Origin of the sequence: Laceyella sacchari (assembly GCF_024927925.1) — a bacterium.
GTDB classification, from domain to species: domain Bacteria; phylum Bacillota; class Bacilli; order Thermoactinomycetales; family Thermoactinomycetaceae; genus Laceyella; species Laceyella sacchari.
The window spans coordinates 2,784,642-2,797,226 of record NZ_CP103866.1 but is presented as its reverse complement, the minus strand read 5'-3'; the positions used below and the strand labels follow the sequence as shown (position 1 = coordinate 2,797,226).

Annotated in this window: 10 protein-coding genes; 7 read left to right on the top strand and 3 right to left on the bottom strand. The window is 50.3% G+C overall.

The window, feature by feature from the left end:
- Window positions 1-162: 162 nt before the first annotated feature.
- Entirely contained in the window at window positions 163-1,743 is a 1,581-nt protein-coding gene (pckA, locus tag NYR52_RS13700) for a phosphoenolpyruvate carboxykinase (ATP) (protein ID WP_259435836.1), read from the bottom strand.
- 501 nt (window positions 1,744-2,244) lie between these two features.
- On the opposite strand from pckA, the gene NYR52_RS13695 reads away from it, so the two are divergent.
- The gene (locus NYR52_RS13695; RefSeq protein ID WP_022737004.1) at window positions 2,245-2,631 is read left to right on the top strand and encodes a S1 RNA-binding domain-containing protein; all 387 of its coding nucleotides are present in this window, start codon (window positions 2,245-2,247) and stop codon (window positions 2,629-2,631) included.
- A 118-nt stretch (window positions 2,632-2,749) separates the two neighbouring features.
- Here the strand turns inward: NYR52_RS13695 and mnmM are convergent, their stop codons facing one another.
- Both mnmM and mnmL read right to left on the bottom strand, forming a co-directional pair.
- On the bottom strand, window positions 2,750-3,349 hold the full coding sequence (mnmM, locus tag NYR52_RS13690) for a tRNA 5-(aminomethyl)-2-thiouridylate-methyltransferase MnmM (RefSeq protein ID WP_132221079.1): 600 nt from the start codon (window positions 3,347-3,349) through the stop codon (window positions 2,750-2,752).
- A gap of 6 nt (window positions 3,350-3,355) precedes the next feature.
- Window positions 3,356-4,339: a tRNA modification radical SAM protein MnmL/YtqA gene (mnmL, locus tag NYR52_RS13685; protein WP_375163153.1), complete on the bottom strand. Its 984-nt coding sequence runs from the start codon at window positions 4,337-4,339 to the stop codon at window positions 3,356-3,358.
- A gap of 188 nt (window positions 4,340-4,527) precedes the next feature.
- Here mnmL and NYR52_RS13680 point away from each other — a divergent pair, with 188 nt between their 5' ends.
- From NYR52_RS13680 to lpdA, 6 genes are all read left to right on the top strand, one after another.
- On the top strand, window positions 4,528-5,391 hold the full coding sequence (locus NYR52_RS13680; protein ID WP_132221075.1) for a Cof-type HAD-IIB family hydrolase: 864 nt from the start codon (window positions 4,528-4,530) through the stop codon (window positions 5,389-5,391).
- Between the two features lie 80 nt (window positions 5,392-5,471).
- A complete protein-coding gene (locus tag NYR52_RS13675; RefSeq protein WP_310795348.1) occupies window positions 5,472-6,794 on the top strand; it encodes a hemolysin family protein in 1,323 nt (440 codons plus the stop codon).
- Between the two features lie 711 nt (window positions 6,795-7,505).
- Window positions 7,506-8,585 (top strand): pyruvate dehydrogenase (acetyl-transferring) E1 component subunit alpha, encoded by a 1,080-nt coding sequence (gene pdhA, locus NYR52_RS13670; protein WP_246026911.1) that lies wholly within the window; start codon window positions 7,506-7,508, stop codon window positions 8,583-8,585.
- Window positions 8,586-8,588: 3 nt separating this feature from the next.
- The gene (locus tag NYR52_RS13665) at window positions 8,589-9,569 is read left to right on the top strand and encodes an alpha-ketoacid dehydrogenase subunit beta (protein ID WP_132221071.1); all 981 of its coding nucleotides are present in this window, start codon (window positions 8,589-8,591) and stop codon (window positions 9,567-9,569) included.
- Window positions 9,570-9,734: 165 nt separating this feature from the next.
- Window positions 9,735-11,024: a dihydrolipoamide acetyltransferase family protein gene (locus NYR52_RS13660; protein ID WP_132221069.1), complete on the top strand. Its 1,290-nt coding sequence runs from the start codon at window positions 9,735-9,737 to the stop codon at window positions 11,022-11,024.
- A gap of 1 nt (window position 11,025) precedes the next feature.
- Window positions 11,026-12,447, top strand: coding sequence for a dihydrolipoyl dehydrogenase (gene lpdA / locus NYR52_RS13655; RefSeq protein ID WP_022736996.1), 1,422 nt, complete (start codon window positions 11,026-11,028; stop codon window positions 12,445-12,447).
- Window positions 12,448-12,585: the final 138 nt, after the last annotated feature.

The following is a 12,585-nucleotide window of genomic DNA, read 5'->3' as shown; positions in this document are numbered from 1 at the left end:
ATATGCTTCCCTTCATGCTGTCATTGCTCCGTGCGGTTTCACTTTCGTGATGATACCAATATTATTGGTCGTTTTCAAGTGAAACATCATGGAAATGGCTTCTTGCAAAGAAGAAGCCCGGCTCTTGGAGCCGGGCTTGGGATGAGGATAGTAGTGTCAGGCTTAGCGGATGGGGCCTGCTTGCTTGATTGCTTCGCTAATGCCAGTGAATTTGTCGAAGTGTCGATGGAAACGTTCGGCCAACTCGCGCGCTGCTTGGTCATAAGCAACCGGATCTTGCCAGGTGTGCCGCGGATTCAAAAGTTCGGCAGGCACATCGGGGCAAGAAGTCGGTATATGCAAGCCAAAGATGGGATCAGTCTCAAAGTCGGCTTGTTTGAGCGAACCATTAATCGCTGCACGTACCATGGCGCGGGTATAGGCCAGGTTCATGCGTTGGCCTGTACCGTAAGGGCCTCCGGTCCATCCGGTATTGACCAAGTAGACGTCCACTCCATGTTGCTCGATTTTCTTACCGAGCATGTCAGCATAGACATGGGCCGGACGTGGCAAGAATGGAGCGCCAAAGCAAGTGGAGAAAGTCGCCTCCGGCTCGGTGACACCGCGTTCCGTACCGGCGAGCTTACTGGTGTAACCAGCCAAGAAGTGATACATTGCTTGTTCCGGTGTCAATTTGGCGATCGGTGGCAAGACGCCAAATGCATCTGCAGTCAAAAAGAGGATGACGTTAGGATGTCCAGCCACTCCAGGAATCACCGCTCCAGGAATGTAATCGATCGGATAGGCGGCTCGGGTGTTTTCCGTCAGGCTGTTGTCTTTGAAATCCGCTTGGCGCGTTTCATCCAGCACCACGTTTTCCAAAACGGTGCCAAACCGGATCGCTTCCCAAATTTGCGGCTCTTTTTCTTTGGTTAAGCCGATGCATTTCGCGTAGCATCCACCCTCGAAGTTGAACACCCCATGGTCGGACCAGCCATGCTCGTCATCACCGATCAGGCGGCGTTCAGGGTCAGCTGATAACGTGGTTTTGCCGGTGCCGGACAGACCGAAGAACAGGGCGACATCCCCGTCTTCTCCCACATTGGCAGAGCAGTGCATCGGCATCACACCGTATTCCGGCAATAAATGGTTCATCACGCTGAAGATCGATTTTTTCATTTCACCAGCGTATTCAGTGCCGGCAATGATAACCATCTTATGCTCGAAGCTGATGGCGATCAGCGTGCTGGAGCGGGTGCCGTCTTGTTCGGGATCGATTTCGAAATGCGGCACGCAAACGACGGTGAATTCCGGTTGGTGGTTGGCCAATTCTTCCTTCTCTGGACGAATGAACAATTGGCGCACAAACAGGTTGTGCCATGCATATTCATTGATCACGCGGATTGGCAGGCGGTAGGTCGAATCGGCTCCGGCGAATCCATCAAAGATGAAAAGCTCTTTTTCTTTCAAATAAGATTGTAAGCGTTTTAGAATGTGGGCAAATTGCTCCGGCGCCATCGCCTGATTAACCGTGCCCCAGTCAATCTTATCCGTGATCGTCGGTTCGTTGACAATGTATTTATCTTTGGGGGAACGTCCAGTGAATGAACCCGTGGTTGCCCGCAAGGCTCCTTCTTTGGTCAAGATGGCTTCTCCGCGGGTGACGGCGTGTTCAACCAGTTCCGCGACGGACAGATTCATGTGCACATGTTGGCTGCGCAACAGTTGAAGTGCCGGTTTCTCTGTAGGAATGACGATACTCATTCTTAAGCATCCACCTTTTTTTCTGGGGAGTGAGCTTACAAAAGGGGTGTCTGGTAACCATACATATGGGATGAAATGGCAGGTTTCACTGGTAGCTAAAGCAAACACGACCCGATTGTAAATAAACTCATTCAAACCCCGAATTAATTTTTCGTTCATATGTGGTGTATCAATCGTTAAAAAGTATAACATAATTAATTGTCGTTCGTGAAGGAGGTTGGTATAAATGATTAAATATGCAGGATTCATTATGAAAATTGAGTGATTTGCAAACATCGAGCAATGGTTCATGGCGTTGGCGAAAACGGGTTACACTAAAGGAAGGGCGAGGGTAGAGGCATATTTCCCGCCTATTTTCCCATATATTGTTCGTAGGAGGAGTGGGCACGAAGCCTTGATAACTCTACGAATCATATTCTTTGCTGGGATAAATACCCGTTGACTTTTCAAAAAATAAATGGTACTTTTGTACAGAATGAATTCCACTTCGGGAGTGTTATAATGAGCGAGTTAAAGGAAGGGGCCGTCGTACAGGGAGAAGTGATTTCCACTAAACCTTTCGGAGCCTTTATTAAATTAGAATCAGGAGAAACAGGTTTAGTTCACATCTCTCAAATTTCGACAAAGTATGTAGAAAAAGTTGAAGATGTATTGCAAGTAGGTGCTACAGTAAAAACGAAAGTGTTGTCCATTGATCCGTCAGGCAAAATCTCCTTGTCGATCAAAGCACTGAGCGATGATCGGCCGCGCGAGAAAAGGGGCGGGGACCGTCGAGGTGGCGGCCGCAACAAAAACTCGGGCGATTTCGAGGACATGATGAAAAAATGGATGAAGAGCAGCGAAGAGCGCTTGAGTGCACTTGCGGCAAAACAAAAACGGAATCGTTAACGCGACGGCAGTTCAATATTTGAACATAACATCTTCCAAATGGGAGATGTTTTTTTGTGCATTTAGTGGCATGAAAAGCTTGCGTGGATTGAGCCCAAGCAGGAAAAAAGGGTGATGGTCAAGAAAGACCGTCACCCCTTTTTTTCACGTGTTTTTTTTCGATCAGTAGCAGGGAAGGTGCTTGGTTTCGGTTGATGGTTTGTTGCCACATCACTTGATAGGCGTGGGCGGGGAGGGAACGGGCCCAATCGATGACAGCGCGTGCTTCTTCCTCCCCACCGGGATGGCCGGTGTACAGGGCTACGCTGAGAATGCCCCCTGTTGCCATCCACGAGGTCGCTGCTTCCAACGCGTGTAAGGTGGTGTGTGGCTGGGTGATTACCTGTTCATCTCCGTGCGGGAGATACCCTAAGTTAAACATGAAGGCGCGAACATGGCCGCGTGTATCTTCGGGCAGTTGCTCCGCCAAGAGGTGGTGGCTGGTATGGAATAAAGTGACCCGTTCGCGTCGGCCGGCTTGTTGCAATCGGGCGTGGGTACGCTCGATCGCCGCCTGTTGGATATCAAATCCATAAACATGGCCGGTGGGGCCTACGCATTCGGCCAGGAATAAGGTATCATGGCCATTGCCGATCGTGCCGTCCACGGCGATGGAGCCGGGAGGGCAGGCGGCTTTCACCGCAGCGTGGGCGCTGGCCAAGATGGAAGGTAGGATCATAGTTAATCACACCCTGTTCGGATGAAGCCGCTCAGCGTTGCGGGGTTTGGCTTTTTTGCCTTGCCAGGAGTTACGCCGTACCAGCTCGGCATCGATTGCATTGAGCACTTCCCACTTTTTGCGACTCCACATCGGGCCGATCAACAAATCAGGCGGGCCATCCCCGGTCACGCGATGGATCACCACGTCAGGGGGCAGCATTTCCAAGGAGTCAGCTACGAGCCGAACATATTGGTCTTGCTCCAAAAATTGGACTAGCCCCGCTTCGTACTGCTTGACCATGGGGGTGTTTTTCAACAGATGCAACAAGTGGATTTTCATGCCCTGAATATCCATGTTGGCGCAAGCTTCCACTGTCTGGAGCATCATTTCTTCTGTTTCGCCCGGCAAGCCGTGGATGATGTGGGCGCATGTACGGATGCCGTGCTTGCGCAACTTTGCTACGCCTTCCAGGAAACATTCGTAATCATGCCCGCGGTTGACCAGTTTAGATGTCTCTTCGTGGATCGATTGCAGTCCCAGCTCAACCCACAGGTAGGTGCGCTGATTCAGTTCGGCCAGATATTCGACCACATCGTCCGGCAAGCAATCGGGGCGCGTGGCAATCGACAAGCCGACTACCCCTTCTTGCTCCAGAATCACTTCGTACATCTCCCGCAACTCTTCCACCGGTGCGTACGTGTTGCTAAACGCTTGAAAATACCCGATGTACTTTGCATCAGGCCATTTGGTATGCATGCGCTCTTTTACATCGTGAAATTGTTTGAGCAAGTCATCACGGCGGTTTCCCGCGAAATCACCCGAACCGCGGGCGCTACAAAAGGTGCATCCTCCGATAGCGGCCTTGCCGTCGCGGTTGGGACAGGTAAACCCGCCATCTAAGGACACCTTGAAGATCTTTTCGCCAAACACTTGGCGCAGGTGGTGGTTCCATGTATGAAAACGTTTATCTCCCCACAGGCGGGGAGTTTGTTGTTCTGTCGTTTGCATTGCACTCATCCTTGTCCATTAAAGGTCTGTCCCTATTATACACAATTTGCCCGGCCCATGCGGTTTAAAACGATGAAGCACATCGGCTCCTGACAGAATGGAAAGATTAAAAGCGCGATGAAGCTGTTTAGTCGGAATGAAACAAGGGAATGAAACGCTTGTTATAAAGAAGGGAAAGGGTGGATGGTATGGTGAAGTTAATCGCCATCGATATGGATGGCACCCTGTTGGATCATGAAGGGCGGGTAAGTGAGGTCAATCGGCAAGCCATCGCCGCAGCGCAGGCCAAAGGCGTGGTGGTGGCCATTGCGACGGGCCGCTCCTATCATGGTGCCCGCAGAGTGTTGGATGAAATCGAATTTACAGGACCGCTCATTTATTTGAATGGCGCCTGCACGCAGTTGCCTGACGGTGAAATGGTTGAAGAGATCTTCATGTCCCCGGGCAAAGTAGACGAACTGGCACACTTGCTTAAAGATGGTGGGACATATTATGAGTTTTACACTCGAGATGGGATTTATCGCAACCGTGACGGGATTGAGATCATCAAAGCGGAAATGGACAAGCTTGAACAGGTTGACACCTCATTGCACCAATGGTTGGAGAGTTTCACTGAACGCAGGCGCAATCGGATCGAAGATCGGGTGAAAGGGCGGTACGCCGAAGACATTCTGGCTGATCCCTCGATCGGCATCTATAAAGCAGTGGCGCTGTCGAGTGATTTAACCAAATTGAAGAGAGTCAGGCAGCGTGCCGAAGCCGTTTCAGATGTAGCGGTATCCGCTTCTTCTGTCTACAACTTTGAAGTAAACGATCAAAAGGCACAAAAAGGGATCGCGGTGCAAAAGTTGGCGGAGCGTTACGGTGTGCCGATGCAAGAAGTCATGGTGATCGGTGACAACCAGAATGACCGATCCATGATGAAAGTGGCAGGTGTTCCGGTGGCGATGGGCAATGCTGAGGACGAAGTGAAGCAGATTTGCCGTTTCGTGACTAAACCAAACACGGAAAACGGTGTGGCACATGCGATTCGTAAGTTTGTTGGGGACTGAACATACCTTGGGAAAAGGTGATATAATACAGAGAAAACATATTTTTTCGCGCTCTTAGGAGGAGAACTTGATTGGAAGACGTGATAGAACCGCTTCTTATGATGTCTTTGGTAGTGTTTTTTGTATTCCTTAACGGATTTTTTGTTGCAGCCGAATTCGCCATAGTCAAGGTGCGATCGACACGAATCGCCCAATTGGAAGACCGGCGCGGCCGGGTTGCGCAGAAAATCCTGGCCAATCTGGACGCCTATCTGTCGGCGACGCAACTGGGGATTACACTGGCTTCCTTGGCGTTGGGTTGGATTGGGGAACCAGCCATCGTCAAATTGATATCGCCGCTGTTCATCTATCTGGGTATGCCCGAATGGATGATTCATGCGGTGGCGGTGATCGTTGCCTTCACCCTCATCACGTTTTTGCATATCGTCTTGGGTGAGATGGCACCAAAGTCTTGGGCGATTCGCCAAGCGGAATCCATTACCTTGTGGACGGCCATGCCGCTCAACTGGTTTTATGTCGTTTTCCGACCCTTTATCTACGTCCTGAACAATGCGGCCAACTTGTGTTTGAGGTGGTTTGGCGTCGAATCCAATGAAACCCACCAGGCGCACACCGAAGAGGAAATTCGGATGCTCATCGCGCAAAGCCATAAGAGCGGCGTGATTGATCAAACCGAGTTGACCCTGTTTGACAACGTGTTTGATTTCACGGAACGGGTTGCCCGGGAAGTGATGGTACCGCGCGTTAAAATCGTTTGTCTGTATGAGAATGAGCCGTTTCATGCCAATCTGGAACGGATCAAACAGACGCCGCATACGCGATTCCCATTATGCGGCCGGGACAAGGACGACATCAAAGGGATTGTGCATATTCGCGACGTGTATCAGCTGATGACAGAAGGAAAAGAGCCGAATCTCTCGGAGTTGGCCCGGCCGGCTACAGTTGTGCCAGAAACGATGGAAGTGAAGGACATCTTGCGCCAATTGCAAAAAAATCGCGCGGGAATGGCGATTGTCGTTGATGAATATGGCGGAACGGCCGGCATTTTGACTACCGAAGATATCATAGAGGAGATTTTCGGTGAGATCCAAGACGAGTTTGACAATGAACGGCCTCATATCTTGCGGAAGGGACGTAATGCGTCTATTGATGCAGGGTTGTTGATTGAAGATGTGAATGAATTGCTTCATATTCAGATTGAAGACCAGGATAATGACACGATCGGTGGTTGGTTGTTTTCGGAACTGGAGAAGGTGCCGAGCGTGGGGGATCAGGTCGCTTTCGGAGACTGGCTGTTCACTGTGGAAGAAATGGATCAGTTGCGGATCTCCCGAATTATGGCGTCACCGTTGACGCAGGAGGATCAACCGCCCGATGAGAAGTTGTTGCCAACTTCATCCTAGGGGGAGGTTTGGAACCCAATTTGGGTTCCTTTTTTTATGCCACGTAAAATAATAAACTCAGGAAGGTTCCTGAGTTTGGCTTGGTAATTATTGGGGAGATGGCGCTGATTGGCTACACCCGTTCATTTATTGGTTTAACTACTTGGAGGGTCTGCTTCTAAAATAAAATTCATCTAACGTCACCTCTTTTGCTGCGAAATACATCCATTATGTCTTTGTTATGTAATTGTACTTCAATTCGAAACAAATTTTCAATATAATTAGTAAATGCATTTTACATAGCGATAATCCATTTTTCTAATTATTTCTTCCTCGCACAAATATAATTAGAATATTCTTATTAATCTGCATTTATTTTTCTCTGCGTTTATGCGAAAATAACGAAGCGCTTTAAGGAAGAATAAAAGAGCAGGGAATCTTTTATGGTTGGTAAATTTATTCAAGAGGGTGGAACAGAAAACAGTCAGTTCATGATTTAAAAGTTTAATGAGCATCTTAAAGGAGAAAGGTTGATTGACAAATTTTTTATGAGTTGTATTATTGAATTATGAGCGTTTGTTTCAACAGGGGAAATTGAAGCATAGCAATTGATTTCCGGAGCGATCCTCATCCTGTACTAAAACAGATTGCGGTTATAGTTATAACAGTGAAACGTTTTCACTGAGACTTATAAAATGGGGTGATACCATGGCGAAGACCAAACAACGCAACATGTTTGGAAATGCTGAAGTTCGGTTACAACCGATTGAGCCATTTGCCGTTCTGTCTGTAGAAGGTAAAGTGGTGAATAAAGATGCAATGCCAAAGTTGAGCGACGAGCAACTGCGGGAATTGATGAGACGCATGGTGTTTACCCGCGTCTGGGATCAGCGCGCGGTTAACTTGGCTCGCCAAGGGCGTCTTGGTTTCTATGCGCCTGTGTCGGGTCAAGAGGCGACGATGATCGGTAGTGAATTCGCGCTTAACAAAGACGACTTCATCCTGCCGGGCTATCGTGATATTCCACAATTGTACTGGCACGGTTATCCGATGTATCAGGCGTTCCTGTGGTCCAAAGGGCACATCCATGGCGGACAAATTCCTGAAGATGTGCATGTGCTGATGCCGCAAATCATCATCGGTGCACAATACGTGCAAACCTCCGGTGTAGCGATGGCTTTCAAACAACGTGGTGAGAAACGTGTAGCCATCACCTTCACCGGAGACGGCGGTAGCTCGCAAGGGGATTTCTATGAAGCAATGAACTTTGCTGGCGTCTATAAACTGCCTGCGATCTTTGTGGTGCAAAACAACGGTTATGCGATCTCCACACCGTTCAAGAAGCAAACGAATGCCGCTTCCATCGCGCAAAAAGGTGTAGCCGCCGGTGTTCGTAGCATTCAAGTAGACGGATTTGACGTGCTGGCTGTGTACCAAGCTGTGCACGATGCAGCAGAACGCGCCCGCAACGGCGAAGGTCCAACATTGATCGAAGCGATCAACTATCGCCTTGGACCGCACTCGATGTCGGGTGACGATCCAACCCGCTACCGTGCCAAAGATGAGCCATCTGAGTACGACGAGAAAGAACCGCTGGTTCGTTTCCGCCGTTTCCTCGAATCCAAAGGTCTGTGGACGGAAGCGGATGAAAACCAAGTGATTGAAGAAGCGAAACAAGCTGTGACAGATGCGATCAAGAAAGCCGAGTCTTATGAGAAGATGACGGTGGATCAATTGATCGATGCGATGTACGAAGTTACTCCTCCGCATCTGGAAAAACAGAAAGCAGAGTTCGCAAAGGAGGGTAAATAAACCATGCCACAAATGACAATGGTGAAAGCGATCAATGATGCCATGCGCGTGGAACTGAAGCGCGACCCAAACGTCATGGTATTTGGTGAAGATGTGGGAACCAACGGCGGCGTTTTCCGTGCAACCGACGGTTTGCAAAAAGAGTTTGGTGAACACCGCGTGCTTGACACCCCGCTGGCGGAGTCGGGCATCGGTGGTCTGGCTGTGGGTCTGGCTGTCCAAGGTTTCCGTCCGATTGCTGAGATTCAGTTCATCGGTTTTATTCCAGAAGCATTTGACTCTATCGCGGTGCAAGCTCCGCGGATGCGTTACCGCTCCGGTGGTCGCTATTCCGCCCCAATCGTCTTCCGCACGCCATTTGGCGCAGGTGTGAAGGCGCCGGAGTTGCATGCCGACAGCTTGGAAGCGTGGTTGACCAAAACGCCGGGGATCAAAGTGGTTTGCCCATCCAACCCTTATGATGCCAAAGGATTGTTGATCTCGGCGATCCGCGACAACGACCCGGTCTTCTTCATGGAGCATTTGAAATTGTACTTCGCATTGAAAGGTGAAGTGCCAGAAGGCGAATACACCGTACCGATCGGCAAAGCCAACGTTGTGCGGGAAGGTTCAGATATCACCGTGATCACGTACGGTGCGATGGTGCATACGGCGATGAAAGCGGCAGAGCAAGCGGAAAAAGAGCGCGGCACGAAAGTGGAAGTGATTGACTTGCGCACCCTGAGCCCGCTGGATGTTGAAACCATCGTCAGCTCGGTTGAAAAAACCGGCCGTGCCATCGTCTTGCAAGAGGCGCCATACTCTGCTGGTGTGGCCGCAGATGTGATTGCACTGATCAACGAGCACGCTATTCTCAAATTGGAAGCACCGGTAAAACGCGTGACACCGCCGGATACGCATTTGGCTTACCAATTGATTGAAGATGAGTGGGTGCCGGATGCCGCACGCGTCGTGAAGGCGATCAACGAAGTGCTCGACTTCTGATGAGATTGGAACGGACAACCTGTGTACTGTTGCATGTTTGGCATGGTACATAGCAATGAGCGGTGGTCATACCCGCCACGAAAAAGGTGGTCGGGTCACCGCCTTCTTTTTCATGACCAGATTGAACAAAACTAGGTAGCTTGAGTCAGATAGGAGGTTGCTCTCGTGGCATACGAATTTCAATTGCCTGATGTTGGTGAAGGAATCCACGAAGGTGAGATAGTAAAGCTTCATGTCAATGTGGGAGACAAAATCGAAGAGTTTGACGTGTTCGCAGAGGTGCAAACCGACAAGGCGGTAGTGGAAATCACTTCACCAGTTACGGGCACGGTTCGTGAACTGAAAGTGAAAGAAGGGGATATTGCCCTCGTTCATTCTACCATCGCTCTGATCGATGTGGAAGGCGCCGAACCGGCTCCGGCAACCGAAGCGCCTGCTAAAGAGGAAGCGGCGCAAGCGGAAAAAGCACCGGCTGAACCGGTTCAAGTAGAGTCGGCCAAAACGGAAGCGCCGGCTAAACGCGGCAATGTGTCGGCGATGCCGTCTGTGCGTAAGCTGGCGCGCGAATTGGGCGTAGATATCACACAAGTGCCCGGAACGGGCAAACATGGACGCATCTTGGCTGAAGATGTGCGCAACTTTGCGGCTGGCGGCAAACAAGCAGCTGCTCCGGCAGAAACCGCTGCTGAAGCGCCTGCGACCAAAGCGGCATCTGGTGTGGCACCGTCCAAAACAGCCATCGAGACCGTCGGCACGGAAGAACGTATCCCATTGCGTGGTATTCGTCGCACCATCGCAACACGCATGGTGGAAAGCAAGCACACTGCACCGCATGTGCACATCATGGATGAATTTGATGTCACCGAACTGGTTGAGTTGCGCAACTGGGGCAAAAGCATCGCGCAAGAGCGCAACATCAAATTGACCTATCTGCCGTTTATCATGAAAGCAGTCGTTGCGGCCCTGCGCGAGTTCCCAACCTTAAATGCTTCGATCGATGATGAAAATCAAGAAATCGTCATTAAGCATTACTACCACATCGGTATGGCTGCGGCGACCGACAATGGCTTGCTGGTGCCAGTGATCAAAGATGTGGATCGCAAATCCATGTTTGACTTGGCGGAAGAAACGGCTGACAAAGCGAGCCGCGCGCGCCAAATGAAGCTGGATGCAAGTGAGATGAAAGGAAGCACCTTCACCATTTCCAGCTTGGGTAATCTGGGGGGCCAATTGTTCACCCCGATTATCAACTATCCGGAAGTGGCCATCTTGGGTGTCGGAGCGATCAAAGAAAAGCCGGTTGTGCATAACGGAGAAATCGTCGTTCGTCCGCAACTGCACGTTTCCTTGGGCTTTGACCACCGCCTGATCGACGGAGATGTCGCTGCCCGGTTCTTAAGCCGTTTGAAACAGCTCTTGGAAAATCCAAAACTCTTGATGATGGAGATGAGATAAGATGGTAGTAGGTGATTTGGCACAAGAAGTAGATGTTCTCGTCATCGGTTCCGGCCCAGGAGGATATGTTGCGGCCATTCGTGCGGCCCAGCTGGGACGTTCCGTAGCGATTGTAGATAAAGATACGGTTGGCGGCGTTTGCCTCAACCGCGGTTGTATCCCTTCCAAAGCGATTATTTCCGCGTCTGAGCGGTATATGGGGATCAAAGAAGCGGGTGAGATGGGCATTGAAGTGTCCGGCGACGTCAACGTGAACATGCCGAAATTGATCGAGTGGAAAAACGGTGTGGTTAAAAAATTGACCGGCGGCGTGAACAGCCTGCTCAAAGGCAACGGAGTGGAGATCATCAGCGGGGAAGCTTATTTCAGCGGACCTAACTCCCTGCGTGTGGTGAGCGAAGATGCTAGCCAAACATATAAGTTTAATGATGTGATCATCGCTACCGGTTCCCGTCCGGCCGAATTGAAAATCCTGCCTTTTGACGGCAAACGGATCCTTTCCTCCACCGAAGCGCTCAACCTGCAAGAAGTACCGAAACGCTTCATCGTGGTGGGTGGCGGCTACATCGGTTTGGAGCTGGGTACCGCTTATGCCAAACTTGGTGCTGAGGTAACGATTCTGGAAGGAACCAAATCGTTGCTGCCGGGCACGGATGAAGCCTTGACCAAAATGGTTACCCGCAAGCTGAAAAAGCTGGGTGTTACCGTGATCACCGAAGCGATGGTGCAAGGTGGGGAAAACACTGGTGACGAAGTTGTTGTCCGCGCAACCGTAAATGGCGAAGAAAAAACATTCTCTGCTGACTATTGCTTGGTTGCCGTCGGCCGCAAACCCAACACCGATGAATTAGGTTTGGAATTCGCGGGAGTAGAGACGGACGAACGCGGCTTCATCAAAATCGACAAACAATGCCGCACTAACGTAGAGCACATTTACGCGATTGGCGATTGCGCAGGTGGTGCACTGTTGGCTCACAAAGCGAGCTATGAAGCGAAAATCGCGGCAGAAGTAATGTGCGGAATGAACAGCGTGATCGATTATCAAGCGATGCCGTTTGTCATTTTCAGCGATCCGGAAATCGCTTATACCGGTCTTACTGAGGCACAAGCCAAGGAGGAAGGGTATGAGCCGGTGGTAAGCCGTTTTGCCTTTGCGGCTAACGGTCGGGCTCTGTCCATGAACCATGCGGACGGCTTCGTGCAAATCGTGGCGGACAAAGAAACCAAGCAAGTCTTGGGTGTGCAAATTGTTGGTCCGGAAGCATCCACTCTGATCGGCGAAGCTGTGTTTGCGGTGGAGATGGGTGCAAACGCCGAAGACATCGCACTGACCATCCATGCTCATCCGACTCTGCCAGAGACGATCATGGAAGCGGCGGAAGGTGTGTTGGGACACGCTATTCATATGGTGAACAAGAAATAACACACACACGCCAAACCAAGCCCCCAACCCGTCTTGGGGGCTTTTTCCTTTGCACATTTGACGAAAATTTAAAAATAATCCCCCGTTCCTCTTATTGGAAAGGTTTTCAGATATAATAATAAAATGAACAGGGAAAAA

Excerpts from the sequence above, each read along its gene's own strand:
- pckA (WP_259435836.1), bottom strand. The coding sequence starts at position 1,743 with ATGAGTATCGTCATTCCTACAGAGAAACCGGCACTTCAACTGTTGCGC.
- NYR52_RS13695 (WP_022737004.1), top strand. The coding sequence starts at position 2,245 with ATGAGCGAGTTAAAGGAAGGGGCCGTCGTACAGGGAGAAGTGATTTCC.
- mnmM (WP_132221079.1), bottom strand. The coding sequence starts at position 3,349 with ATGATCCTACCTTCCATCTTGGCCAGCGCCCACGCTGCGGTGAAAGCC.
- mnmL (WP_375163153.1), bottom strand. The coding sequence starts at position 4,339 with ATGCAAACGACAGAACAACAAACTCCCCGCCTGTGGGGAGATAAACGT.
- NYR52_RS13680 (WP_132221075.1), top strand. The coding sequence starts at position 4,528 with ATGGTGAAGTTAATCGCCATCGATATGGATGGCACCCTGTTGGATCAT.
- pdhA (WP_246026911.1), top strand. The coding sequence starts at position 7,506 with ATGTTTGGAAATGCTGAAGTTCGGTTACAACCGATTGAGCCATTTGCC.
- NYR52_RS13665 (WP_132221071.1), top strand. The coding sequence starts at position 8,589 with ATGCCACAAATGACAATGGTGAAAGCGATCAATGATGCCATGCGCGTG.
- lpdA (WP_022736996.1), top strand. The coding sequence starts at position 11,026 with ATGGTAGTAGGTGATTTGGCACAAGAAGTAGATGTTCTCGTCATCGGT.